The 23933-nt window shown below is 63.8% G+C and carries 22 protein-coding genes; 12 read left to right on the top strand and 10 right to left on the bottom strand.

Annotation, left to right across the window (positions count from 1 at the left end; translation table 11 throughout):
• Positions 1 to 336: 336 nt before the first annotated feature.
• A complete protein-coding gene (locus OCK01_RS13380; RefSeq protein ID WP_263824344.1) occupies positions 337 to 3015 on the top strand; it encodes a bifunctional acetate--CoA ligase family protein/GNAT family N-acetyltransferase in 2679 nt (892 codons plus the stop codon).
• 228 nt (positions 3016 to 3243) lie between these two features.
• Positions 3244 to 3672 carry a hypothetical protein gene (locus OCK01_RS13375; RefSeq protein WP_263824343.1) on the top strand — a complete coding sequence of 143 codons (429 nt, stop codon included), beginning with the start codon at positions 3244 to 3246 and terminating at the stop codon, positions 3670 to 3672.
• Between the two features lie 76 nt (positions 3673 to 3748).
• Here the strand turns inward: OCK01_RS13375 and OCK01_RS13370 are convergent, their stop codons facing one another.
• Positions 3749 to 4771: an NADP-dependent oxidoreductase gene (locus OCK01_RS13370; protein WP_263824342.1), complete on the bottom strand. Its 1023-nt coding sequence runs from the start codon at positions 4769 to 4771 to the stop codon at positions 3749 to 3751.
• A gap of 133 nt (positions 4772 to 4904) precedes the next feature.
• On the opposite strand from OCK01_RS13370, the gene OCK01_RS13365 reads away from it, so the two are divergent.
• On the top strand, positions 4905 to 5489 hold the full coding sequence (locus tag OCK01_RS13365) for a TetR/AcrR family transcriptional regulator (RefSeq protein ID WP_263824341.1): 585 nt from the start codon (positions 4905 to 4907) through the stop codon (positions 5487 to 5489).
• Positions 5490 to 5515: 26 nt separating this feature from the next.
• Here OCK01_RS13365 and OCK01_RS13360 read toward each other — a convergent pair whose 3' ends face one another.
• Together OCK01_RS13360 and OCK01_RS13355 are read right to left on the bottom strand one after the other, a co-directional pair.
• A complete protein-coding gene (locus OCK01_RS13360) occupies positions 5516 to 6256 on the bottom strand; it encodes a sulfotransferase family 2 domain-containing protein (RefSeq protein ID WP_263824340.1) in 741 nt (246 codons plus the stop codon).
• 87 nt (positions 6257 to 6343) lie between these two features.
• Complete coding sequence (locus tag OCK01_RS13355) at positions 6344 to 8449, bottom strand: S8 family serine peptidase (protein ID WP_263824339.1); 2106 nt, start codon at positions 8447 to 8449, stop codon at positions 6344 to 6346.
• Positions 8450 to 8647: 198 nt separating this feature from the next.
• Between OCK01_RS13355 and OCK01_RS13350 the strand changes: the two genes are divergently transcribed.
• Entirely contained in the window at positions 8648 to 10099 is a 1452-nt protein-coding gene (locus tag OCK01_RS13350; RefSeq protein WP_263824338.1) for a DUF6880 family protein, read from the top strand.
• 122 nt (positions 10100 to 10221) lie between these two features.
• Complete coding sequence (locus OCK01_RS13345; protein WP_263824337.1) at positions 10222 to 11310, top strand: helix-turn-helix transcriptional regulator; 1089 nt, start codon at positions 10222 to 10224, stop codon at positions 11308 to 11310.
• 75 nt (positions 11311 to 11385) lie between these two features.
• On the opposite strand, the gene cysN is transcribed toward OCK01_RS13345, so the two are convergent.
• The 3 genes from cysN to OCK01_RS13330 form a co-directional block, all read right to left on the bottom strand.
• Positions 11386 to 12861 (bottom strand): sulfate adenylyltransferase subunit CysN, encoded by a 1476-nt coding sequence (cysN, locus tag OCK01_RS13340; protein ID WP_263824336.1) that lies wholly within the window; start codon positions 12859 to 12861, stop codon positions 11386 to 11388.
• A 1-nt stretch (position 12862) separates the two neighbouring features.
• A complete protein-coding gene (cysD, locus tag OCK01_RS13335) occupies positions 12863 to 13813 on the bottom strand; it encodes a sulfate adenylyltransferase subunit CysD (protein ID WP_263824335.1) in 951 nt (316 codons plus the stop codon).
• A gap of 188 nt (positions 13814 to 14001) precedes the next feature.
• The gene (locus tag OCK01_RS13330; protein ID WP_263824334.1) at positions 14002 to 14751 is read right to left on the bottom strand and encodes a phosphoadenylyl-sulfate reductase; all 750 of its coding nucleotides are present in this window, start codon (positions 14749 to 14751) and stop codon (positions 14002 to 14004) included.
• Between the two features lie 407 nt (positions 14752 to 15158).
• Between OCK01_RS13330 and OCK01_RS13325 the strand changes: the two genes are divergently transcribed.
• The 4 genes from OCK01_RS13325 (at position 15159) to OCK01_RS13310 (ending at position 19245) form a co-directional block, all read left to right on the top strand.
• Positions 15159 to 16202: a sulfate ABC transporter substrate-binding protein gene (locus OCK01_RS13325; protein ID WP_412179008.1), complete on the top strand. Its 1044-nt coding sequence runs from the start codon at positions 15159 to 15161 to the stop codon at positions 16200 to 16202.
• A 271-nt stretch (positions 16203 to 16473) separates the two neighbouring features.
• Complete coding sequence (cysT, locus tag OCK01_RS13320; RefSeq protein WP_263824333.1) at positions 16474 to 17328, top strand: sulfate ABC transporter permease subunit CysT; 855 nt, start codon at positions 16474 to 16476, stop codon at positions 17326 to 17328.
• A complete protein-coding gene (cysW, locus tag OCK01_RS13315; protein WP_263824332.1) occupies positions 17321 to 18199 on the top strand; it encodes a sulfate ABC transporter permease subunit CysW in 879 nt (292 codons plus the stop codon). Before cysT ends, cysW begins: the two co-directional genes overlap by 8 nt.
• Positions 18200 to 18210: 11 nt before the next feature.
• A complete protein-coding gene (locus tag OCK01_RS13310) occupies positions 18211 to 19245 on the top strand; it encodes a sulfate/molybdate ABC transporter ATP-binding protein (protein WP_263824331.1) in 1035 nt (344 codons plus the stop codon).
• Between the two features lie 302 nt (positions 19246 to 19547).
• Here the strand turns inward: OCK01_RS13310 and OCK01_RS13305 are convergent, their stop codons facing one another.
• On the bottom strand, positions 19548 to 19787 hold the full coding sequence (locus tag OCK01_RS13305) for a hypothetical protein (protein WP_263824330.1): 240 nt from the start codon (positions 19785 to 19787) through the stop codon (positions 19548 to 19550).
• Between the two features lie 252 nt (positions 19788 to 20039).
• Between OCK01_RS13305 and OCK01_RS13300 the strand changes: the two genes are divergently transcribed.
• From OCK01_RS13300 to OCK01_RS13290, 3 genes are all read left to right on the top strand, one after another.
• Entirely contained in the window at positions 20040 to 20249 is a 210-nt protein-coding gene (locus tag OCK01_RS13300) for a cold-shock protein (protein ID WP_182827030.1), read from the top strand.
• A 170-nt stretch (positions 20250 to 20419) separates the two neighbouring features.
• Positions 20420 to 20659, top strand: coding sequence for a 30S ribosomal protein S21 (gene rpsU / locus OCK01_RS13295; RefSeq protein ID WP_137157718.1), 240 nt, complete (start codon positions 20420 to 20422; stop codon positions 20657 to 20659).
• Between the two features lie 84 nt (positions 20660 to 20743).
• Positions 20744 to 20950 (top strand): hypothetical protein, encoded by a 207-nt coding sequence (locus OCK01_RS13290; RefSeq protein ID WP_263824329.1) that lies wholly within the window; start codon positions 20744 to 20746, stop codon positions 20948 to 20950.
• A gap of 70 nt (positions 20951 to 21020) precedes the next feature.
• Here the strand turns inward: OCK01_RS13290 and OCK01_RS13285 are convergent, their stop codons facing one another.
• From OCK01_RS13285 to OCK01_RS13275, 3 genes are all read right to left on the bottom strand, one after another.
• Positions 21021 to 21461, bottom strand: a complete 441-nt coding sequence (locus OCK01_RS13285) for a type II toxin-antitoxin system VapC family toxin (protein WP_263824328.1) — start codon at positions 21459 to 21461, stop codon at positions 21021 to 21023.
• Positions 21458 to 21736 carry a prevent-host-death protein gene (locus tag OCK01_RS13280; protein ID WP_263824327.1) on the bottom strand — a complete coding sequence of 93 codons (279 nt, stop codon included), beginning with the start codon at positions 21734 to 21736 and terminating at the stop codon, positions 21458 to 21460. The genes OCK01_RS13285 and OCK01_RS13280 overlap by 4 nt, the downstream gene beginning before the upstream one ends.
• 139 nt (positions 21737 to 21875) lie before the next feature.
• On the bottom strand, positions 21876 to 23870 hold the full coding sequence (locus OCK01_RS13275; protein ID WP_263824326.1) for a primary-amine oxidase: 1995 nt from the start codon (positions 23868 to 23870) through the stop codon (positions 21876 to 21878).
• Positions 23871 to 23933 lie beyond the last annotated feature (63 nt).

Raw genomic sequence — 23933 nt, 5'->3', positions numbered from 1 at the left:
CTCACACGAGAAAATATGCGTTATTTCAACAGTCTCGGCCGCACGGGCGCGGGCCCGACGAATCCCGTCTGTCGTTCGGCCATTGGTTAACCGCCATTAACGCGGTTTAAAGGTGACAATCAATAGCGCGCAGTACAAAGCTTTGTGTAAAACCCAGCTTTATCTACTCGATTTTCCTAGAAGAATTCAAAACTGGACTGTGGATCGTCCGCCATCGGAGGTTCTCGCGAAAAAAGTGGCCGACCCCGCCGGGCTTGAGCAAAATCAAGGCGCGCGACGCCGGCAGACCGCAGGGATGGCGCAACGCCCGGCCCGGGTCCGACCAAGGAGACGCAGATGACGATCCGCAATCTCGACCATGCGCTTGCCCCCCGCTCGATCGCCGTGATCGGCGCCTCCGAACGGGAGGGATCGGTGGGCGCGGTGATTCTCGCCAATATCCGGTCCAGCGGCTTCGAAGGCGAAATCTATCCGGTCAACCCGAAATATCCCCGGTTGGCGGGTCTCGATTGCTTCGCCCGCGTCGCCGACTTGCCCGAGGCGCCGGATCTCGCCGTCATCTGCACCCCGCCGGAGACGGTTCCCGGCCTGATCGAGGCCTTGGCTGCGCGCGGCTGCCGTGCGGCGGCGGTCATCACCGCCGGCGTCACCGCGACGAGCGGCCTCAGGCAGGCGATGCTCGCGGCGGCGCGGCCGCATCTCTTCCGCATCTTCGGACCGAACACGGTGGGCCTGATCCTGCCGCACGCCAAACTCAACGCCAGTTTCGCGCATATGACGCCCGCGCCGGGCGGCGTGGCGCTGATCTCGCAATCCGGCGCCATCGTCACCTCGCTGATCGATTGGGCGGCCGGCGAAGGCGTCGGCCTGTCGGCGGCGATCTCGCTCGGCGACATGGCCGATGTCGACGCCGCCGATTGCCTGGACATGCTGTCGGGCGATCCCGACACGCGGGTCATCGTGATGTATCTCGAATCCATCGCGAATCCGCGCAAGTTCATGTCGGCGGCCCGGGCCGCCGCCCGGATCAAGCCGGTGATCGCCATCAAGCCCGGCCGCCACGCCGCCGCGGCCAAGGCCGCCGCCACCCATACCGGCGCGTTGTCGGGCGCCGATCGGGTCACCGAGGCGGCGTTGAAACGCGCCGGCGTGCTCCGGGTTCGGGCTCTGGATCAGCTGTTCGACGCCGTCGAGGTGCTCTCGCGCTTTGCGCCGATGCAATCCATCCGCGCCGGCCTCGTCACGAACGGTGGCGGGGCCGGCGTGCTGGCCGTGGACCGGCTGATGGACTGGAAGGGCGATCTCGCCGAGCTTTCCACAGAGACGATCGCCGCTCTCGACGCGCAACTGCCGGCCAACTGGTCGCGCGCCAACCCGGTCGACATCATCGGCGACGCGCCGCCCGCCCGCTATGTCGAGGCTGTCCGACGCGTGGCCCGCGACCCCGGCGTCGACGCCGTGCTGGTGATGAACTGCCCGACTGCGCTGGCGTCCCCGCTCAAGGCCGCGCGCGCGGTGGCGGGGCTTGCGAAAGACGGGCGCATCGAGGGCAAGCCGACGATCGCCTGCTGGCTGGGCGAGGAGACGGCGCGCGAGGGCCGGGCGGCGTTGCGCGCGGCGGGCGTCGCGACTTACGCGTCGCCCGAAGCGGCGGCCGACGCCATCGGCTATCTCGGCGAATGGTCGCGCGCGCAGGCCGCGCTGTCGCGGGTTCCGCAGGCCTCAGCGGAAATCTCGCCGGAGGCGCGGGAGAAGGTGGCGGCGATCCTGCGCGCCGTCGGCCGCGACGGCCGCACCATGCTGAGCGAGGCCGAAGCCAAGGCCGCGCTCTCCGCCTATGGCCTGCCGACGCCGGAGACGCTGGTCGCGGCGACGCCGGACGAGGCCCGCGTCATCGCCGAACGCTTGCTCGCGGACGGGGGACGCCTCGTCGTCAAGCTGCAATCGCGCACGATCACCCACAAATCCGATGTCGGCGGCGTCATTCTCGGCGTCGACAGCGCCGACGCGGCCGTCGCCGCTTGCCGGGACATCGAGAACCGGTTGACGGCGCTCGGCCAGGCCGACGCCATCGACGGCTACGCCATCCAGCCGATGATCGAGCGTCCGGGCGCCCAGGAGCTGATCATCGGCGCGAGCCTCGATTCCGTCTTCGGCCCGGTCATCCTGTTCGGCGCTGGCGGCACGGCGGTCGAGGCGCTCGACGACGCCGCCATCGGCCTGCCGCCGCTCGACGCCGCGCTGGCCGGCGACCTCATCGACGCCACCCGCATATCGAGGCTGCTCAAGGGCTATCGCGACCGCAAGCCCGCCGACCGCGCCGCCATCATCGCCGCGATCCAGGCGATTTCGGCGCTGACCGCCGATTTCGGCGCCATCCGCGCCCTCGACGTCAATCCGTTGCTGGCCGACGAGGACGGCGTCATCGCGCTCGACGCCCGCATCGAGATCGATCCCGCCAAACTCGACGAAGCGGCCCCCAACCGCGCGCTCGCCATCCGGCCCTATCCCGGCGACTGGTCCGAAGACGTCGATCTCGGTCCGATCCAGGCGCATCTCCGCCCGATCCGCCCAGACGATCTCTCGCTCTACGGCAACTTCTTCGCCCGGGTGACCGATGAAGACCTTCGCCTGCGCTTCCTCTCGCCGCGCCGGCATTTTCCCGACCAGATGCTCAAGCGGCTGACGCAGCTGGATTACGACCGGGAAATGGCTTTCGTCGCGACCGATCGAAACACGGGGGCGCTGATGGCCATCGGCCGCCTCAACGCCGATCCGGACAAGGAGAAGGCTGAATATGCGCTGCTGGTGCGCAGCGACCTGCAGGGCCACGGCCTCGGCTGGACGCTGCTGCGCCGCCTGATCGATTACGCCCGCTCCGAAGGCGTGCGCCGCATCGAGGGCGTCATCCTCGCCGAAAACGACCGCATGCTGCAGATGGCCCGCGACTTCGGCTTCACCATCGCCCGCAACGCCGACGACCTCAGGCTGACGACCGCCAGCCTGATCCTCTGACCGGAGGGTGAGACAGGGGCTGGGGTGGGCGGTCGCAGCCGACGCCGCCGCGCCGTCAGACGTCACCCCGGCCGGTTGCGACACGTCAGGGCGGAACAATGTTGGGCGAGTAGAGCGGCGTAATTGACAAGGGAGGCCCTCATGGAAATTCAATCCATTGAAAACAATCCTGTTTCAAAGACATCGTCCTCGCGTTCTGCCGCCGATCAGGGCTTCGACGCCCTGGTCGTGGGCGCCTTGGCCGGCGGCGCAGCCGACAAGCAGGCGCTGAACACGGAATACCGCACCGCGCTGTTCGAGCTTGCCGATGACAACCAGGATGGCGAACTGAGCCGCCTCGAACTTTCACAGTCGGTCAAAAATGGCGGCGGCGATGAATCGCAGGTCGAAGCGCTGTGGCGAAGCTTGACCGACGACGTCGACGCCAACCCGACATCCGAAGATTTCAGCGCCCAATTGGCGACCAGCGCCTCGCCTGAAAACGGGACATTGGGTGCGGTCGGCTTCAACATCTTCGACGGCAATGGCGACGGCAAGTTGACCGAGGCCGAGATCGAGCGCCTACTGGAAGACAGCGACCACGACGACAACGCCGCCGCGCGCCTGCTCGAGCAGCTCCAGACCTTCGCGCCCTCCGAGCAAGGGGCCGCTTCCTAAGCCGTCTCCGGCCTATGGGGCGGCGGACGGTCCCGCGTCGTTGCGACCGTCTCTCCGCCCCCCGCATCGTATCCCGTCAGTCGGCTCTGACGATCAGCTTCCTGCCGCTGTGGCTGCCGTCGAACAGGGTCAGCAGCGTCTCGGGGAGCTTTTCGAACCCGTCGACGAATTCTTCCCGGTAGCGGATCTTACCGCTGGCGACCAAAGGCGTCATCTCGGCGAGGAAATCCGGGAACGCATGCATGACATAGGGTGTGGCGAAGGCCATGATATCGACGAAACGATAGTGGATCAGCGTGATCAGGCGAGGCAGATAATTGACGCCGCGAGGCAGTTCCGTATCGCTGTAATCGGCAATCGTGCCGCAGACGACCATCTTAGCATGCGGATTGAAATATTCCATCAGCACCGGAAAGAGCGGGCCTCCGACATTTTCATAAAAGGCGTCGATGCCGTCGGGAAGGGCGCGCCGGATCTGTTCTTCGACATCATCCGCCTTATAGTCGATCGCCGCGTCCAGGCCGAGCTCGTCCTTGAGATAGGCGGTCTTGGCCGGCCCGCCGGCGATGCCGACGACCCGGAGTCCGCGGAGCTTGCCGATCTGCGCCGCCGTCGAACCCACCGCGCCTGCAGCGCCCGTGACCAGCAGCGTGCCTCCGGGCTTGAAGTCATGAACCCTCGTCATGCCGTACCAGGCGGTAAAGCCCGTGAGACCTAGCGGTCCGAGCGCGGTCGACAGAGGCGCGACGGCCTCGTCGAGCTTGCGGATGTCGGATCCGTCCGAGACGGCGTAGTCCTGCCAGCCCGACCAGGTCTGGATTTGATCGCCAGGCGCGAAATCCGGGCAACGGCTTTCCACCACCACGGCGACCGTCGGTCCGCCCATCGGATCGCCGATCTCGATCGCAGGCCATTCGGACGAGCCGTTCCCCATCAAATTGCGCTGGTAGGGATCGATGGAAAACAACTGGTTGCGGAAGAGAACCTGTCCCTCCCCCGGTGTTGGAGCCTCTTCTTTCAGAAACGTGAAATCCGAGGGTCTCGCAGGGCCTTCAGGGCGGGCGGCGAGTGTGAATTTGCGGTTGGGCGTATCGGCCATCATTGTCCTCGATTGCGTGCAAGCGTTTCATAACGCTCATTACATAATAATCGTTATGAAACTGGACAGGATCTGTCAAGCGACTTACATAACGAGCATTCTGAAACGATGATCGGCAGTGGGATCACACCGCATGGGTCGCCCGAGGACTTTCGACATAGAGCAAGCGCTGGAGGCGGCGCTCGCCGTGTTCTGGCGCAAAGGCTATGAAGGCGCTTCCTACGCCGACCTGGTGGAGGCGACCGGCGTGGAGCGCCCTGCCCTCTACTCGGCCTTCGGCAACAAGGAGGCGCTTTTTCTCCGGGCGCTGGAGCGTTACAACGCCCATTACGGCAGCTATGTCTGGAAGGCGATCGAACTCGAAACGTCGCGGCAGGTCGCGCAACGGGTGCTCGAGGGCGCTGTCGAGCTCAGCACGCGGTTCGACGATCGAACGGGTTGCTTCGGCATCAATGGCGGCGTCGCGGGCTCGGACGATTCCGAAGCCAGCCGCCAAGCCCTGATCAAATGGCGCGCCGATGGCGAGGCTGTGCTGCGCGAGCGGTTCGAACGAGCCAAAGGCGAAGGCGATCTCCCCGACGACGTCGATCCGTCAGTGCTCGCCGCCTATCTGCTGACGATCGCCCATGGCGTCGCCGTCCAGGCGAAGGCAGGTTTTCCACGAGAAAAGCTGTCCGCCATCGCCAGGCAGGCGTTGAGCGCCTGGCCCGGAAAATAATCGCTGCTCGGAGAGGCGGGGCCGCCTCACAAGCTGTAGCCGAACTTCTCGATTTCCCAGGCGTTCATGTCGCGGATCAGCGCATCGGCCTTAGGGTGGGCTTTGAAGATGTCCTGGGTGGTCAGCGCGCGGTTGCGGGTCGAGCCCTTGGCGTGAATGTCGGTCATCGTGTCCCACAGGCCTGTCAGCCCCGGCTTCTGCGCTTCGAGGCGGCGCATGTCTTCTTCGAAATGTTCGTAGCGGATGTAGAAATCCACCACGTCTCGATCGCCGATCATGTAGTTGCGATAGTTGGAGGCGATATAGGCCTTCTTCTCGATCAGGAAATCGGTGAAGCCGGAAATATCCGGGTTGTCGGTCTTCTTGTTGCTTTTCCAGAAGAACATCGACACGGCGCGGTCCCAGGGGTTTCTCACCACCGAGAGCTTGGTGTAGCCGTTCCAGATCTTCGCCCCCAGCCGGCGGCGGGCGAGATTGGCGGGAATGTGGTTGTAATATTTGAGCGGCAGCCAGTATTTGCCGAGCCTCGGCTCCTCGTTCATCTGTTTGACGAAGAGTTTGGCCCAGCCGAAATTGAAATTGCACGGACCCTGAAAGCCGTGGCGGGCGCGGATCGCCTCGTCGGCGCGGGAGACGGGGGTGATGATGTCGCCGCCGTCGCAATATTTCGACAGGGCGATTTCCAGCGAGGTGCCGGCGACCTTGCGGGCCTTCAGGAAAATCAGTTTGTGCGCATGCGATACGATCATGGTCCGGGCCCGTCTCATCGGCGCGGGCCCTCGCCCGCATGGACCGGTTGTGTAAGCAGACGCCGGGCCAAAGGCAAGGCCTCGGACGCCTGCGCCATGCCGGTTTCAGAGCGCGAAATCGCCGGCCGTCAGCGTGTGCAGCCCGGCGAGCGCGATCTGGAAATCGGCCTTGCCGTCGCCGTCGATATCGCCTTCGACCAGCGTCAGGTCGTTGGCCTTGCCGGATTTGTCCACCTTGACCATATGCAATTCGCCGGCGCGGTCGTGAAAATCCTGCGCCTTGATGAAGCGGAAGGCGTCATTGCCGGCGCCTGTCCGGGCGTCGATCGACTTGAGGTCTATCAGATCGGCGCCGGTGAAATCGGCGATCACGTCCCGGTTCTTGCCGACCACGGAATCGGATTTGGCCAGGAAGATGAAGCGGTCCGAGCCGGCTCCGCCGTCGAGCGCATCGCGCCCCGCCCCGCCGGTCAACAGATCGGCGCCCCGCGCGCCGTCCAGCGCATTGGCGGCTTTCGAACCGGTCAGCCGGTCGGCGCCGTCGCCGCCCAAAATGTCCTCTATGCCCTCGATGGTGACCGCGACCCCGTCGATGCGGCCCTTGCCCGTGGCGAGGTTGAGGGTCGAGGCGGAGGATACGGCGGCGGCGTTGAGCAGATCGACGCCGCCATCCTTGTCGGCGAGCGCCTTGGAATGGTTGGCGACGAAATTCGAAAATTCGTTGGTGTACCAATAGGTGTCGTTCTTGCCGGCGCGGGCGCCGAACAGGTTCACGACCACATCGGACACCGACACGGCGTCGCCGAACCCGTCATCGACAAGCGTGACGCTCCAATCGCCCCGGCTCGACACGCCGCGAAACCCCTGGGCGTGGAAGGTGAAGCTGCCATTGACCGCATCGCCATAACCCGCATCGGCGATCAGTTCCTGCCTCTGGCCGTCAGGTCCGGTCAGATAGCAGCGGAAATCCTGGTCGAAAATCGCAGAGAGACCTATGGTGACCGTCACCCGCTCCACCTGAACGCCGGCGGCGAAGGTGGCGGTCATCGACGTTCCAGCCAGATCGCCGTCCGGCAGGTCAATCGAGGAATCGAGCAGATCCACCGACGTGGAGACCTGGTTGGCGCTGGTGGATCGGGCGCTCCAGCTCTCGGCCAGCCTCACGGCGGCCAACGCGTCGACCAAGCCGTAGCCGTAGTCGAGACTATAATGCATGCCGCCGCCGTTCCAGTTCGTCGCGCCATTCCAGCCCCAGCCGGTGCGTTCGAAACCTGTGACGGCGCCGCCGACCTCGGAGCCGACATGGCGGGCGCTGATGGCGAGAATGGTCTGGATGTCGCGCCAGCCGAGATCGGCATTGGCGTCTTCCATCAGTGCAACCACGCCCGACACCATCGGGGCGGCGGCGGAGGTGCCGTTGAAGACGCCGGTATAATTCGGATTATCGATAAGGTCGCCCGTGCCGGTGATGGCCGTGGTGATGATCTGGCCCGCGAGCGGCGAACCGAAGGCGGACACTAGGATCGGCGCGCCGTAACTCGAATACTCCGAGACCGTCCCATTGCGATTGACGGCGGCGACGATGATCTGGCGGGTATCGTTGTCGGACTGATTGTGATTGACGTCGATCTTGTCATCACGCGAATTGCCTGCGGACTTCACCAGCGCGATGCCGAGACCGCCGCGTCCATTGACGACCGCATCCTCGATGGCGGCATGGATGAGCGCCACATTCGACGCGCCATCGAATGTGTCGTAATCGCCGGCGCCGCCGAAGCTCATATTGATGACGCCGACGCCCTGCTCCACCGCATCGCCCAGAGCCGAAACGAACTGCTCGCGCCACTTGTCCGCAGTGACGTCATAGCTGATCCGGGCGCCGATCAGGGTCGCGCCATAGGCGACGCCGACGCCGCCGACGCCATTGTTGGCGGCTCCGATGATGCCCATCACCGCCGTGCCATGCTTGTCCAAGGAAAAGGCTGGCGCAGCGTCGTCGTCCAGATCGGCATAGTCGCGGTCCGCCGTCGCATCGTAATTGGCCGCGAGATCCTCGTGGTCATGATCGAATCCGTCGTCGATCACCATGACCTTGACGCCGGCGCCGGTATAGGCGTTCCAGACGGCCAGCACGTTGAGGTCGAACTCGCCGGCCGCGGAGTTCTTCAAATGCCATTGATCAGAAAACAGAGTGTCCGCAGGCGTCGTCATGGCGCGCTCCCCTCATGTACGAGTCCCCTAAAATAAGCAGAACACGATACACGCGAAGCGGCAAGTGGCCGGACTATCCCAAATCTGGGCGGGTTTTGGAGGACAATGGCGCCTTCGGGCCGATGGAGACGTCCGGCGCTCTTGTCGATCGCGCGATTTCACTGTCAAAAAGGTCTTAAAAAAGAGGAGCTGACGATCATGGCGCGCGCGACAACCCTGACCATCGAGAGCTTGAAAGACCTGGGCCTCGACAAACTCGCCGCATTGGCGCTCGACCAATGCGGCCGCGACGCCGCCTTCAAGAAGCTGGTCAAAGCCGCGCTCGCCGGCGCCAAGGGTCCCGAGGCCGTGGCCAAGCTGATCGACAAGCGGCTGGACGGGCTGGCGCGCGCCAAGAGCTTCGTCGATTGGAACAAGGAGCGGGCGTTTCGCGACGACCTCCAAGTGATCGTCGACACGATCATGAGCGAACTCGCGCCCGCATCTCCGCCCCTCGCACTCGATCGCATCCTGCGCTTCGTCGGCACGCATAGCGGCGTGTTCAATCGCATCGACGACAGCGGCGGCCGCATTCAGGCGGTCTATCATCAGGCGATCGAACAGATCGGACTTCTCGCGCCGCAACTCGGCGCGGAAGACCTGGAACGCCTGCCGGAACGGATGCAGGCGGCGCTGATCGACAGCGAGCACGGCTATCTGATCGACGCGGCGCAGGTCGCTCTGCCGAATCTGCCGGACAACGTGCTCAAGCGCTGGGACAAGACGCTCACGCCGCTCGCCGAGCCCAAGGCGAAGAAGTCCGGGCGCGGCGGCTTCGGCTTCGATCCGGTCGAACATCAGGCTTCCGAAATTCGCCAGCTGATCGCGCTGAGACTCGGCGATATCGACACGCTGATCGCCATCGAGGAGAGCTTGCCCGAACATCGGCAGGAGCCGCTTGCGGTAGCCGAATTGTTGCTGTCGGCCGGCCGCGCCGCAGAAGCGCTGGTCTGGGCGCGCAAAAATCCGAAAGGCGGCCTGAAAGTGATGCGCATGACCGATATGGCCGATGGCGGCATGGCCCTCGCTTTCGACGCGGGCCGGCGCGCGGAGTTGGAGGCGGGCATCCTCGACGCGCTCGGCGACAAGGATGCGGCGCAGGCGCTGCGCTGGAAACAATTCGAGACGGCGCTCGATCCGGGCGCGCTCGGTGCCTATATCGCCGCGCTCGGCGATTTCGAGGAATTCGAGGCGCTCGACCGCGCCTTCGCCCATGTCATGTCGGTCAAGCAGATTTATCGGGCGCTGCAATTCCTCGCCGCCTGGCCGCGGCTGGATCTCGCCGCCGCGCTGGTGGAGCGCGAGGCGACACAATGGGATGGCGCTTATTGGGAGATCCTGTCCGAGATGGCCGAGACACTGGAAAACGACCATCCGCTGGCCGCGACCATCCTCTACCGGGCGCTTCTCGACGACATTCTCGCACGCGCCCGCTCGAGCGCCTATGGCCACGGCGCCCGGCACCTGGCGCAGTTGGGCGTTCTGGCCAAGCGGCTGGACGCGGACGCCGTCGCGCGGCTCGGGCTAGAGACGCACACCGCCTATGAACTTGGCCTCAAGAAGACCCACGGTCGCAAGAGCGCCTTCTGGAGTAGGGCGGAGAAGAGGTAGAGACAAATGTTTCGGTAAATTTACGGCAATGGCGACATTTCCCGATTTTCATTCATATTGGCATGCCATAGGTTCCTTCGCTCAGAAGGTTGCTCTGGAGGATGTAGTCGCGGGACATGCAATTGACAGATAAATTGATCGACCGGATCTATGAGGCTGCCGTACTCCCCGAACTCTGGCCCGAGGTCATCGAGAATGTCGCTGCGGCCGTGGGCGCATATGGCGGTTCGCTCTTCACCGTCGGGGCCGGTCATTCGGCGGCGGCGGCGTCGCGCAACTGCGTCGAGCATCTCGACGCGCTGCTCAAAGGCAATTGGGGCAGCCTGAATATCCGCGCCCAGCGCCTGCTCGCCGATCCCACCGCGGATTTCGTCACAGACGAGGATATCGTCAGTCCGGAAGAACTCGAAAACCATCCGATCTACCGGGATTTCCTCAGGCCGCGCGGGCTCGGCTGGGTGGTCGGCACGCATATCATGGGGGCGGACGACGATATCGCCATCTTCTCGATCGATCGCCTCTATACGCAAGGCCCCTTCGACAGAAGCGTGGTGGCGGAGCTCAACGCGCTGCGTCCTCATATCTCGCGCTCGGTGCTGTTGTCGCGCAAATTCCAGGAGCAGGAGACGAAGGGTGCGCTTAAGGGGCTGCAATCGGTGGGCATTCCCGCCGCGACGCTCGATGCGCGCGGGCGGGTGCGGCTGATGAACGAGGCATTCTCACAGCTGTCGGCGCAGATCACCGCGGGCGCATCCGACCGCATTCATCTGACCGACGCGGTCGCCAACGCTCTGCTCAAACAATCACTGGAGGAACTGGCGCTTCGCTACGGTCCGCCGATGTCGATCGGCGTGCGGGGGCAGGACGACCACGCGCCCTTCGTGCTGCATCTGACGCCGATGCGCGGACGCGGACGCGACATGTTCGGCGGCGTCTCGATCATCCTTTCGATCGTGCCGCTGACGCAGCCGGGGCTGCCCTTCCGCATGCTGGTGCAGCGGCTCTATGATTTCACCAGCGCCGAGGCGCGCATCGCCGAACGGCTGATCGCCGGCGATTCGGTCAAGCAGATTTCCCAGGCCTTCGGCATCTCGGCTGAAACGGTGCGTTCGCACACCAAAAGCGTGCTGGCAAAAACCGGCGTCTCCCGCCAGATGGAGTTCCTGGCGCGGTTTTCGTCTTTTCTGGGATCGGGCTCCGCGCCGGAGTGATGTTCAAGACATGCAAATCGACGAAAAAGGGCGCCGCGCGGCGCCCTTCCTCATTCCCGGCTCCGACAGAACCGCTTATTCCTCGACGCCGTCGATGGCCTTGCGGGCCTGGACGGCGGTGAGGCGGCGGATTTCGACTTCGTCGCGGCGGGCGGCAAAGAGTTCGCCGGTCAGGATCTGATCGGCGAGATCGGCCGGGAGCGAGACGAGCACGCGGGCGTCGTCGCCATGGATGGCTGAGACTTCGCTGCGGCGGGCCGTGATCATGCCGCCGGCCACCGTGTTGTTGGTGTCGGGATCGATCAGGATGAAGGCGCCGGTCGAGCGGTTCTGCTCATAGGCGTCGAACACCGCCTGCTCGTCGAAAGCGAGATGCACGCGGCCGATGGCGTTCATGTCGAGGCTCTCGGCGGCGGCCCATTTGCCGGTCTTGAGATCGAGCTTGGAGATCGGCTCGACCTGCACGCGCTGGCGGCGCGAGCCGGATTTCAGCCAGTAGCGCTTGCCGGGCTGGATGCCGCCGGGCTGCAGCGCCACCAGTTGGGCGTCGAAGGCGAGACCGATCATCGGCTGGGCGTCATAGGAGGCGATAAGGTCGCCGCGGGCGATATCGACCTGACGGTCGAGCACGAGCGTGACCGCGTCGCCAGCCACCGCCGCGTTGCGCACCAGATCGAAGGTGACGATCTTGGAGACATTGGCGATCATGCCCGAGGGCAGGATGACGATGGAATCGCCCGGCTTCACCGCGCCGCCCGAGACCGTGCCCTGATAGCCGCGGAAGCTTTCGCCGGGGCGCGACACGCGCTGCACGCTCATGCGGAAGCCGGTGGCCTGGGCCGAGCGGACCGGGGCCTTTTCGAGCGCTTCGACGATGGTCGGGCCTTCATACCAGGGCATGGAGGCGCGGCCGTCATAGACGACGTTTTCGCCCTTGAGCGCCGAAAGCGGAATGGCGGTGACCTGGCGGACGCCGAGCGACAAAGCCAGTTCCTTGAAATCGTGGCTGATCTTGTCGAAGATCGCCTTGTCGTAGCCGACGAGGTCGATCTTGTTGACCGCCAGCACGAACTGGCGGATGCCCATCAGGGTCGCGATCGTCGCATGGCGGCGGGTCTGCTCGAGCAGGCCGGCGCGGGCGTCGACGAGCAGCACCGCGAGATCGGCGGTCGAGGCGCCGGTCGCCATGTTGCGGGTGTACTGCTCATGGCCTGGGGTGTCGGCGACGATGAACGAGCGGCGGTCGGTGGCGAAATAGCGATAGGCGACATCGATGGTGATGCCCTGTTCGCGTTCGGCCTGGAGACCATCGAGCAGCAGCGCGAAATCGGGCAGGCCGAGATCGTTCTGCTTGCCCGAGTCGCGGTTGAGCGCCGCGGCCTGGTCTTCCTTGACGGCCTTGGTGTCCCAGAGAAGACGGCCGATCAAGGTCGATTTGCCGTCGTCGACGGAGCCGCAGGTGATGAGGCGCAGCGGACGGGAATCACGCGTAATCGCATGGCTGTCGGCGTTGAGGAGCGCCTGTTCGGCGAGATTGGAGGGAGCGGTCATCTCAGAAATATCCTTCGCGCTTCTTCTTTTCCATCGAGCCGGCCTGGTCGCGGTCGATGGCGCGGCCCTGGCGTTCGGAGACGGTGGCGATTTCGAGTTCGGCGATCACCTCGTCGAGAGTGGAGGCCGTGGAGCGGATGCCGCCGGTCAGCGGCCAGCAGCCGAGCGTGCGAAAACGGACCATGCCTTCCTGCACCTGTTCGCCGGGAAGCGCTTCGAAACGCGGATCCTCGGCCCACATCAGCATGCCGTCGCGCTCGACATATTTGCGGGTCTTGGCGAAGTAGAGCGGCGGCAATTCGATGTTTTCCGCCTGGATATAGCGCCAGATGTCGACTTCGGTCCAGTTGGACAGCGGGAAGGCGCGGACGCTTTCACCCTGGCGGATCATGCCGTTATAGATGTTCCACAGTTCCGGGCGCTGGTTGCGCGGATCCCATTTATGGTCGGGCGTGCGGAAGGAATAGATGCGTTCCTTGGCGCGGGACGCCTCTTCGTCGCGGCGCGCGCCGCCGAAGGCCGCGTCATATTTGCCGGCGTCGAGCGCCTGGCGCAGCGCTTCCGTCTTCATCACGTCGGTATGATAGGCCGAGCCATGGCTGAACGGGCCGATCCCTTCGGAGGCGCCGCGCGGATTGGTGTGGACGACCATGTCGAGATCGAATTTTTGCGCCGTGGCGTCGCGGAAGGCGATCATCTCGGGGAATTTCCAGCCCGTATCGATATGCAACAGCGGAAAGGGCACCCGGCCGGGATAGAAGGCCTTGCGGGCGAGATGCAGCAGGACGGAGCTGTCCTTGCCGATGGAATAGAGCATCACCGGCTTTTCAAATTCGCCGGCCACTTCGCGGAAGATGTGGATGGCTTCGTTTTCCAGCGCCTTCAGATGCGGATCGAGCGGCTGGCGCGCCGGCGCATCCTTGGCGTGGGCGTCGAATTCGGACATGTGCATTTGTCTACCTTTCCCGGGATCGGGTTCCTATAGCAAGGGCGAGAACCGCCCCTCATCCCCCTGCCGGGACCTTCTCCCCGCGCCTGCGGGGAGAAGGAGGATGTGGCAAGGCCTGCGCTCCATCGACCTTCTCCCCGCGCGCGGGGAGAAGGTGGCGGCAGCCGGATGAGGGGCGGTTCGACGCCGAATTAAAGCTCGCTCGAATTGAGCGAGGGGAGCGCTGCTTCCGGCACATGCAGGCCGCATTCGCGCTTTTCGTCGTTCTCCCACCACCAGCGGCCGGCGCGTTCCGACTCGCCCGGCTTGATGGCGCGGGTGCAGGGTTCGCAGCCGATCGAGGGATAGCCGCGCGCATGCAGCGGATTGATCGGCACCGCCTCGTCGGTCACGAGACAGTTGATGCGGTCGAGATCCCAGTCGGCCAGCGGGTTGACCTTGAGCAGGTTGCGCTCGGCGTCATATTCGACGAAGGGCGTGTCGGCGCGGTTGCCGGACTGGCCGCGACGCAGGCCGGTAACCCAGACCGACGCGCCCGTCAGCGCGCGGGCCAGCGGCTTGACCTTGCGGACGCCGCAGCAGGCGTGGCGGGCCTCGACGCTGTCATAAAAGCCGTTCATGCCGTATTGGGAGACAAAGGCGTCGACATCTTCCTTGAGCGGGAAATAGCGATTGATCGTCATGCCGTAGCGCGCTTCCGTCTCGGCGATCAGCGCCACCGTTTCCGGAAAGAGACGACCGGTCTCGAGCGTGGCGACATCGATGTCGAAGCGGTTCTGGCCGATGACATGGGTGATGACCTGATCCTCGATGCCGAGCGACGTCGTGAAGACGACCCGTCCGCCGAGGCTGGCGGCGAGCGCCAGACGCTCCGCCAGATCGAGGCCGGCCATTTTGTCGTTGAGCGACTGCGCTTCCTGGGAGAGATTCATGATGGTCATGTCTTTGGTCCTGAATTCCGATGCCGGGATAATCGCAGTTTGGGCTGCCAATAGACAGAAATGCGTTTCCCTCAGGTCCCGAGGCGGGAGCAAATATCTCTGCGATTCCGTGCTTTCGGCGAAAAAGCTGGCGGACGCGCGAGGCCTGCCCTTCTTCGTCTCGCGCTGCGCGACCGCGAGTCCAAACCGGCGCTCCGACAGCGATGCGGCGGCAGATGCGGAGAATATTATTCCTCGTGCGCCGGCTTTTCCCGGCTCTGCGTTTCAGCAAACGCCGTTCTCACACGCATCCTGAAACAAATTTGCGCGCAAACCGCGTGAGATTTTGCTTTCTTCACTCCAGTGAATTGACATAATATACCAATTTAATAGGGTTTATGCATTCCGTCGATTAGGAGGACGAACGCATGATTACCGCACTTACCCGCCGCCACCTCGCATCCCGCGCCGTCGCGCTCGCCATGGGCCTCGCGCTGACAGCCGGCGGCGTCGCGCCCGCCTTCGCCGAAACGCAGCTGCTCAATGTCAGCTACGACCCGACCCGCGAATTCTACAAGGAGTTCGACGAGGTCTTCGCCGCGCACTGGAAGAAGGAAACCGGCGAGGATGTGTCGGTCAAGCAATCGCATGGCGGCTCCGGCAAGCAGGCCCGCGCGGTGATCGACGGGCTCGAAGCCGATGTGGTGACGCTGGCGCTGGAAGGCGACATCGACGCGATCGCATCCAAGACCGGCAAGATCCCGGCCGACTGGAAGACGCGGCTGCCCAACGATTCCGCTCCCTACACCTCGACCATCGTTTTCCTGGTGCGTCAGGGCAATCCCAAGGGCATCAAGGACTGGGGCGATCTGGTGAAAGGCGACGTGCAGATCGTGACGCCGAACCCGAAGACCTCCGGCGGCGCCCGCTGGAACTATCTCGCCGCCTGGGCTTGGGCCCACAAGGAATTCGGCGGCGACGAAGCCAAGGTGAAGGCCTATATCGCAGACCTCTACAAGCGGGCCCCGGTGCTCGACACCGGCGCGCGCGGCGCGCTCACCTCGTTTGCCCAGCGCGGCATCGGCGACGTGCTGATCGCCTGGGAAAACGAAGCCTATCTCTCGCTCGACGAATTCAAGGGTGAAGGCTTCGAAATCGTGACGCCGAGCCTATCGATCCTCGCCCAGCCGCCGGTGGCAGTGGTCGACGGCAATGTCGACGCCAAGGGCACCCGCAAGGCGGCCGAAGCCTATCTCGCCTATCTCTATACGAAGGAAGGCCAGACGCTCGCCGCCAAGCATCACTATCGTCCGTTCAAGCCGGAGCTTGCGCCCGCCGATCTCGTGACGAAGTTTCCCAAGCTGGAACTGGTGAAGATCGACGATCCGCTGTTCGGCGGCTGGAAGAAGGCGCAGCCGACCCATTTCGGCGACGGCGGCGTGTTCGACCAGATCTACAAGCCGGCAAACTGAGGCCTTTGATTACAGAGGGTGTTGTTACCCCCCTCTGCCCTGCCGGACATCTCCCCCTCGAGGGGGAGATTGGATGGGGGCGACGCCTTCCCCAATCTCGACGTCGATTGCTGGGCTAAGGTCTGGCCGCCTGCCGATCTCCCCCCTTGAGGGGGAGATATCCGGCAGGACAGAGGGGGGTGGCCACGGGCTGCAACCCTCTCTCTCATAACAAAAAACAATCTTCGGAGACGGGCAAAGCCTGCTCCTGCCTCACACAACGGGGAAGTCCATGTCCAACCAACCACTGACCGAGAGGATCGGTTTCAGGCGGCACAGCGTCATACCGGGCTTCGGGCTCAGTTTCGGCGTCACCGTCGCCTGGCTCGCGCTGATCATTCTCATTCCGCTCGCCGGTCTCGTGCTGCGCTCCGCCGCGATCGGCGTCGACGGCTATCTGGCACTTCTCGCCGACGGCCGCACGCTGGCGGCGCTCAAGACCTCCTTCGGCTCGGCCTTCATCGCCGCGCTGATCAACGTGATCTTCGGCATTCCGATCGCCTGGGCCCTGGCGCGCTACCGCTTTCCGGGCAAGCGCGTCGTCGACGCCATCGTCGACCTGCCCTTCGCGCTGCCGACGGCGGTCGCAGGCATTTCGCTCGCCGCGCTCTACGCCAAGAACGGCTGGGTCGGGCAGTTCTTCGAGCCCTTCGGCATCAAGATCGCCTTCGGCCCCGCCGGCATCGTGGTGGCGCTGATCTTCATCGGCCTGCCTTTCGTGGTGCGCACGCTGCAGCCCGTCATCGAAGAGATCGACCGCGAGGTCGAGGAAGCCGCCGCCACGCTCGGCGCCAGCCGCTTCCACGCGATCCGCCTGGTGATCCTGCCGTCGCTGACGCCGGCGATCCTCACCGGTTTCGCGCTCGCCTTCGCGCGGGCGGCGGGCGAATATGGTTCGGTGATCTTCATCGCCGGCAATATTCCCTTCGTCTCGGAAATCGCACCGCTGCTCATCACCATCAAGCTCGAGGAATTCGACTATGCCGGCGCGACCGCAATCGCGACCGTGATGCTGGCGGTGTCCTTCCTGATGCTGTTCGCCATCAACCTCTTGCAGGCCTGGACGCGGAGATACGCCAATGTCTGACGCCCTCCCCTCTTCCAAGACCCGCGCATGGCGCTCGCCGGCAAGCGAAAGCCTGGGCGCGAAGATCGGCGTCATGACCATGGCCGCCGTCTATCTCGGCCTGATCATCGTGCTGCCGCTGGTCGCCGTGCTGACCGAAGCCTTCCGCAACGGCTTCGAGACCTATACGGACGCGCTGAGCGACCCCGACGCGATGGCCGCCATCAGGCTGACGCTGCTGGTCGCCGCCATCGCCGTGCCGCTCAACCTCGTCTTCGGCGTGGCCGCCTCCTGGGCGATCGCCAAGTTTGAATTCAAGGGCAAGGCTTTTCTCATCACGCTGATCGACCTGCCGTTTTCGGTGTCGCCGGTCATTTCGGGTCTGGTCTATGTGCTGCTGTTCGGCTCGAGCAGCGTGCTCGGCCCATGGCTGAAGGAGAACGGCGTGGAAGTGCTGTTCGCCGTGCCCGGCATCGTGCTCGCCACGATCTTCGTGACCTTCCCCTTCGTCGCCCGCGAACTGATCCCGCTGATGCAGGAACAGGGCACGTCGGAAGAGGAAGCCGCCATCACGCTCGGCGCAAACGGCTGGCAGACCTTCTTCCGGGTCACGCTGCCCAATATCAAATGGGGCCTGCTCTATGGCGTGCTGCTCTGCAACGCCCGCGCCATGGGCGAATTCGGGGCCGTGTCGGTCGTCTCGGGTCATATCCGCGGCGTCACCACCACCATGCCGCTGCATGTCGAGATTCTCTATAACGAGTATAATCTCGCCGGCGCCTTCGCCGTGGCCTCGCTTCTCGCCCTTCTCGCCCTCTTCACCCTCGTCGTCCGCACCGTGCTCGAAATCTGGTTTTCGCACGGCATCGCCGGCGGCAACGGCTCGCATTAAGGTTCACCCCCATGGAAATCCGCATCAAGAACATCCGCAAGGAATTCGACCGTTTCCCGGCGCTGCACGACGTGTCGCTCGACATCCGCTCGGGCGAGCTGATCGCGCTGCTCGGCCCCTCAGGCTCCGGCAAGACGACGCTGCTGCGCCTGGTCGCCGGATTGGAGCAAGCCACCACCGGCCGCATCTTCTTCGGCCAGGAAGACGCCTCCTGGAAGCCTGTGCAGGAACGCAATGTCGGCTTCGTCTTGCAGCACTATGCGCTGTTCCGCCACATGACGATTCTCGACAACATCGCCTTCGGCCTGACCGTCCGGCCCAAGGCGACACGTCCGCCCAAGCAGGAAATCCGCCGCAGGGCGCTCGAACTCATCGACATGGTGCAGCTGACCGGGCTCGAGAAGCGCTATCCCAACCAGCTGTCGGGCGGACAACGCCAGCGCGTGGCGCTGGCCCGCGCCATGGCCATCGAGCCGCGCGTGCTCCTGCTCGACGAGCCCTTCGGCGCGCTCGACGCCAAGGTGCGCAAGGAATTGCGCAAATGGCTGCGCGATTTCCACGACCGCACCGGCCACACCACCATCTTCGTGACCCACGACCAGGAAGAAGCGCTGGAATTGGCCGACCGCGTGGTGGTGATGAGCCAGGGCGCGATCGAGCAGATCGGCTCCTCCGACGACGTCTATGACCGGCCGAACTCGCCCTTCGTGTTCTCCTTCATCGGCGACAGCGTGGAACTGCCGGTGACCGGCTCCAACGGCAGGACGCTCTACAACGGCGCGCCCGTGGGAATCGCCTCGACGACGGACGGCCCCGGCCGGCTGTTCTTCCGTCCCGCCGACGCCGAACTCGTCTCCGAAGGCGCGGGCGTGACAGGAACCGTGACCGGTCTGCGCCGCCTCGCCGGCACGCGCATCATCGAACTCAATGTCGGGACCAAGGCCGAGCCGCGGCTGATCGAGATCGAAGTTCCCCTGGAAGCGCAGGTCGCCAAGGGACAGGCAGTGACCTTCAGGCCGTCGCGGTGGAAGGTGTTTGCGGGGTGACGCCGAGGATTTAGAGCGTATCTCAGCTTTTCAGGCCATTTTTGCGCAGCGTGCAGAACCATGAGGATCTGCACGCTGATTTCTGTTTGGCGCTAGGCGAGAATGTATGGATAAGGCAGAACAATGACTTCGCGCGCGCCGGCAATCCGTCCGGGCCTGCCCATTCGGGATTGAGTGCGAGCATCGCAGCGCAGTCCCTGATTCTCGCTGTGACAGCGGTCGCGACGGCGGGGTTGCTACGCCCGATGGCAGAATCGCTTTTGTAATGTGCGCCGCGTCCGGGAAGGCGCGCAGCGGCCATTTCAGGCCCCGGTTCTCGCTGCGCGGAGGAAGAACACCTTCATTTCTGCATCCGTGGCGAAGTGGCCGGCCTCCGTCTCCGCTAGCCCTGCCTCGATCTCAGCCCGATGGGTCTCATCGAGATCCACATAATGTTCAACGGCGATTCCCACGAGCTCGGAGGGACTCACGACCGCAGGCCGCGGGGCGCGCTCCAGCTTGGCCGCCGCCTCATCGGATATATCGAGAATTAGGCGGGTCATGTTTGTCGCCCTGATCGTCAGCAATATTCGCCGGGACACGGCTCGCGTCAACTCGCTCAACCGTCCTGCAACGCCTACGTTCGCAGCCTCCCCCGGGGTTGATCTTGCCGCGCTTTCGGCTTATAAGCGCGCGATCGATACTTGCTTGCGACCTTTGGCCGAGACGACGCGCTCTTTCAGATTTCCTGTCAATTTCGATAGCCCATGCGACTCGCCGTATGGGAGAACCTGCGATTTGAAAGGAAAATCGTCATGAACACTGGTATCGTGAAGTTCTTCAACACCACCAAGGGCTTCGGCTTCATTGCTCCGGAAGAAGGCGGCGCCGACGTGTTCGTGCACATCTCCGCCGTCGAGCGTTCGGGCCTTTCGGGTCTGGTCGAGGGTCAGAAGGTGATGTTCGACATCGTCCGCGACCGTCGCTCCGGCAAGAACGCCGCCGACAACCTGCGCGCGGCCTGATTCTATCCCATGGCCGCCGGCCGGCTCACGCCGGCAACGATGCGACCGCGGTTTTTCGAGAGGTCGGGAACCACTCCCGGCCTTTTTTACTTTTCCATGGATATGCGTCCGAGAGACCGATCCACAACCGGCGGCCCTCCAGGGCGCCCGCCAGACTTCAAGGAGTTCGAATGCAAGTTCTCGTCCGTGACAACAATGTCGACCAGGCGCTGCGCGTCCTGAAGAAGAAGATGCAGCGCGAAGGCCTGTTCCGCGAAGCAAAGAAGCATACGGCTTACGAAAAGCCGTCCGAAAAGCGCGCGCGCGAAAAGGCCGAAGGCATCCGCCGCCAGCGCAAGCTGCAGCGCAAGAAGCTGCAGCGCGAAGGCCTGCTGCCCGCGCCGAAGCGCGCCGTGCGCCCGTCGCGTTGATCTGAACGCGCTTTCTTTCTTCCGACCTTCGCCGCCGCGCGATCTCTCGCGCGGCAGCCCCGCTCCCCCAAGAGGAGACCGCGTATGACCGCGACCAAAGACGCCTTCTTCAATCCGGCCAAGATGACCAGCCAGGAGAAGATCGCCCAGACCAACCAGACCGCCCGTCGCATCATCGACGAAGAAACCACCGCCCGCGAGAAAAAAACCGAGCGCCTGCGCCAAGCGCGCATGGAGCAGCAGGACGCGGAAGCCGTCGTGACGCCGGTGAAGAAGAAGGCGAAGAAGTAAGCATTGGGCTGCGATTTGCTTGCTTGGCGACAGCGCACAGTCGAGACCTGCGCGCTATATCAAAAGCTACTCATGCTTGGCCAGGATTGTCCCATGGGTCGAAGATCGCAGCGCCGGTAAATTCCACGTCTTTTTTGTTGCGCGTGACAAGGCGCAAATCGTTGTTGATCGCAGCGGCGGCGAGAAGAGTGTCTATGACGGGCGGGGGATGAGACGTCTTGCGCTTGATATCTCCTGAAAGCCGTCCCCACAGCAAAACATCAGCATCTCCAACAGAGAGAAGCCGCGTCGCAAATCGTTCGGCCAATGCGTTGCGGGCTGCGGAATATCGAGAGCGGTCCGGGGCGCCCTCCGCCAGATTGTATATGCCCTTGTCATATTCAGCCAAGGTCAACACGCTGATATAGAGGTTTTTTTCATCTTGCGCCCGCGCCCAGGCTTTGACGCTTGGCGCGCCGTTTGGGTTCATCAGAGATGAGACGACATTGGTGTCGAGTAGCCATCCCTTCACAAAACCAGATCCCGTTCCTTTTCCGCTTCTCGCTCCATCTCGAGACGATAGAGCGGTAAGGTTTCCATGAAGTTCAGGAAATCTTGTCCAGGCTGATCGGCCAGGAGGCGCTGGTATTCCTGAAGGCTAATCATGACGACAGTGCGGTCAGCATCGCCAGTGAGGAATTGCGGCCCCTCGGTTTCAACCCTCGCCAGGATCTCCCCTAGACGCTCTCCCGCGCTCTCGACGGTCCAAGCTGTCTTTTCTCGCTCTTTTTTCCTTTGCTGCTTCATTGGGCTCTCCCTACGAGACGCTGGATCATATCATAGCTCGACGCCCGTATACAGGGTTCGCGCGGCAGTCGTCCCAACAACCCGTATCAGAACGCGCGGGAGCCCCTCGCCCCGGCGCGTCACTCTCACTCTGCTGCCCTCATTTCCCGCCGCAGCACCCGCTCTCCGGCTTCGGCGCGCAGCACCCCTCGCCGTTGTTGTCCCGGCTGTGGTCGTTCTTCTCCGCCGGCAGGTCCATGGCGATGTTGGAGGCGAAGAAGCCGTTGGGTTTCAGAGTGAAGCCGGCATATTCGACCGGCATGATCGGAAAATCCTCGGGCTTGCAGACATGGGTGTGGCCGAAAGAGTGCCAGAGCACGATGTCGGCATTGTCGATATTGCGGTTCTGCTGCACAAATTTCGGCAGGCCGTCGCCGCCGGCATGGATATTGGGGTAGTCGCCGCTGGCGTATTTCTCCTTGGGGTCATAGGCGGTGACCCAGATATGCTTCTTGGCGAAGCCGCCGCGCCGGGCGACGGTGGAGCCCGGCTGTGCCAGCATGACCGGCGACGGCATCACCACCAGCTTGTAGCCCGGCGCCTTGCCGACGGAATTCTTCACATTCGGGTTCTGGACCTTCCAGTAGCGGCCGGTCTCGCCATTGGCGTTCTGCGGGCTGTCGAGCTCGCGCTTCAGCGTGCGGCTCGTCGTGTCGAAGACATTGCCGTAAGGGTTATCCTCGCCCCAGGGACGCGGCAGGAATTCATGTTCGGTCACCGTGTTGCCGGAGCCGTCGATGTCCATATGCAGGCGGGCGTTGAAGAAGTGCTGGTGGGTCGGGCCGCCGAGATTGTCGTCGACCATGCCGCCCCAGCGATAGGTCTCGCCATCGGCGATCGCGGTGGTCTGGATGATGCCGGTGAGCTTGGCTTCCAGCTGGATCGTGCCGTCCTGATAGAGATACCAGTAGAATCCGTAGTCGTAATTGCCGACGGTGGCGAAGAAGGAGATGACGAGGCGACGCGAGCGGCGGACTTCGAAAATGCCGTTGCGGAATTCGTAATGCTTCCAGAGGATGCCGAAATCCTCCTCATGCATGCAGATGGCGTTCTTCATCACGAAGGGCTGGCCGAGATCGTCGGCGGCGGGCACGTCGAAATAATGGATCTGGCCGAGGCAGTCGCAGCCGAGCTCCAGGCAATTGGCGAGACGCCCCAGGCCATATTCGCCGGCGTCGAAGGCGCTTTTCCAGTAATGGTTGGATGAGGGATCGGCATAGGGCACAACCATTTCGGTGACCGAGGCGCGGAACATGACCTTGCGTTCCTTGCCGTTTTCAGACGCCGCCAGTTCATGCAGCACCAGGCCTTCGCGCGGGGTGAAGCCGACGCGGAACGTCCAGCCTTGCCAGCTGACCTTCCAGCCGTCGACGGTAAAGCTCGGCCCTTCCGGCTGGACGATGTGCAGCGGCTTGAGATCGGTGCGGGTGACCGGGAAGGTCTCGCGGCCGTAATTGCGCTTCTTCCTCGGCACCGGCACGATCTTTTCGTCATCGACGAGATCGAGCACCTTGTTGTTGATCAGATCGACCACCGCGACGACGCCGTCGATCGGATGGGCGTAGCCATTGTCGCGGATATCCTCGCGCCAGTAGGACACGGCGCGGACGATGCGGGCGCCCTTTTCGAAATCAAGACCGAAATAGCCCGACGAGAAGGGATCGACCTGGACGAGCGGGATATCCTCATCGGTCAGGCCGCGCTTCTTGACGGCGGCGACCCAGCGCGGATCGGCCTTCACCGTGGCCTCGATGGTTTCGAATTCGCACAGCATCACCGGCGGCTGGCCATAGGGCGCGCTGTCGAGCGGCAGGCGGATATGGCTCGCGACCATCTTGGCGGAGAGATCGACGATGCTCTCATGCGTCTCGCCGGTGGTGATGTCCATCGACAGGATGAAAGCCAGGCGCGGCAGGGGCTCGCCGGCGCGATAGGCGGCGAGACCGGCTTTATCGGGTTCTTCCAGCCGGACGATCGGGAAACGGATGGTCTCGGCGAGCGCCTTCTCGTCCTTGAGGATGGCGACGGCCTCGGCGATTTCGTCGAGACTGAGCAGATCGAGCGGATGGGTGGTTCTGGCGGCGACAGCGTCCATGGCGGTGTTTCCTTCAAAATCAGGTCAGGACGACCCGCGCGGCGACAGGTGCGCGGGCCAGAG

Source organism: Rhizobium sp. TRM95796, from assembly GCF_025779995.1.
Taxonomy (GTDB): Bacteria; Pseudomonadota; Alphaproteobacteria; order Rhizobiales; family Rhizobiaceae; genus Rhizobium_E.
The sequence above is the reverse complement of the archived record's forward strand: the minus strand, read 5'-3'. Positions and strand labels throughout refer to the sequence as shown.

What these genes read in the sequence shown, in the direction of transcription:
- OCK01_RS13380 (WP_263824344.1), top strand. Translation starts at nt 337, where the DNA reads ATGACGATCCGCAATCTCGACCATGCGCTTGCCCCCCGCTCGATCGCC.
- OCK01_RS13370 (WP_263824342.1), bottom strand. Translation starts at nt 4,771, where the DNA reads ATGGCCGATACGCCCAACCGCAAATTCACACTCGCCGCCCGCCCTGAA.
- OCK01_RS13365 (WP_263824341.1), top strand. Translation starts at nt 4,905, where the DNA reads ATGGGTCGCCCGAGGACTTTCGACATAGAGCAAGCGCTGGAGGCGGCG.
- OCK01_RS13360 (WP_263824340.1), bottom strand. Translation starts at nt 6,256, where the DNA reads ATGAGACGGGCCCGGACCATGATCGTATCGCATGCGCACAAACTGATT.
- OCK01_RS13355 (WP_263824339.1), bottom strand. Translation starts at nt 8,449, where the DNA reads ATGACGACGCCTGCGGACACTCTGTTTTCTGATCAATGGCATTTGAAG.
- OCK01_RS13350 (WP_263824338.1), top strand. Translation starts at nt 8,648, where the DNA reads ATGGCGCGCGCGACAACCCTGACCATCGAGAGCTTGAAAGACCTGGGC.
- cysN (WP_263824336.1), bottom strand. Translation starts at nt 12,861, where the DNA reads ATGACCGCTCCCTCCAATCTCGCCGAACAGGCGCTCCTCAACGCCGAC.
- cysD (WP_263824335.1), bottom strand. Translation starts at nt 13,813, where the DNA reads ATGCACATGTCCGAATTCGACGCCCACGCCAAGGATGCGCCGGCGCGC.
- OCK01_RS13330 (WP_263824334.1), bottom strand. Translation starts at nt 14,751, where the DNA reads ATGACCATCATGAATCTCTCCCAGGAAGCGCAGTCGCTCAACGACAAA.
- OCK01_RS13325 (WP_412179008.1), top strand. Translation starts at nt 15,159, where the DNA reads ATGATTACCGCACTTACCCGCCGCCACCTCGCATCCCGCGCCGTCGCG.
- cysT (WP_263824333.1), top strand. Translation starts at nt 16,474, where the DNA reads ATGTCCAACCAACCACTGACCGAGAGGATCGGTTTCAGGCGGCACAGC.
- cysW (WP_263824332.1), top strand. Translation starts at nt 17,321, where the DNA reads ATGTCTGACGCCCTCCCCTCTTCCAAGACCCGCGCATGGCGCTCGCCG.
- OCK01_RS13310 (WP_263824331.1), top strand. Translation starts at nt 18,211, where the DNA reads ATGGAAATCCGCATCAAGAACATCCGCAAGGAATTCGACCGTTTCCCG.
- OCK01_RS13305 (WP_263824330.1), bottom strand. Translation starts at nt 19,787, where the DNA reads ATGACCCGCCTAATTCTCGATATATCCGATGAGGCGGCGGCCAAGCTG.
- OCK01_RS13300 (WP_182827030.1), top strand. Translation starts at nt 20,040, where the DNA reads ATGAACACTGGTATCGTGAAGTTCTTCAACACCACCAAGGGCTTCGGC.
- rpsU (WP_137157718.1), top strand. Translation starts at nt 20,420, where the DNA reads ATGCAAGTTCTCGTCCGTGACAACAATGTCGACCAGGCGCTGCGCGTC.
- OCK01_RS13290 (WP_263824329.1), top strand. Translation starts at nt 20,744, where the DNA reads ATGACCGCGACCAAAGACGCCTTCTTCAATCCGGCCAAGATGACCAGC.
- OCK01_RS13280 (WP_263824327.1), bottom strand. Translation starts at nt 21,736, where the DNA reads ATGAAGCAGCAAAGGAAAAAAGAGCGAGAAAAGACAGCTTGGACCGTC.
- OCK01_RS13275 (WP_263824326.1), bottom strand. Translation starts at nt 23,870, where the DNA reads ATGGACGCTGTCGCCGCCAGAACCACCCATCCGCTCGATCTGCTCAGT.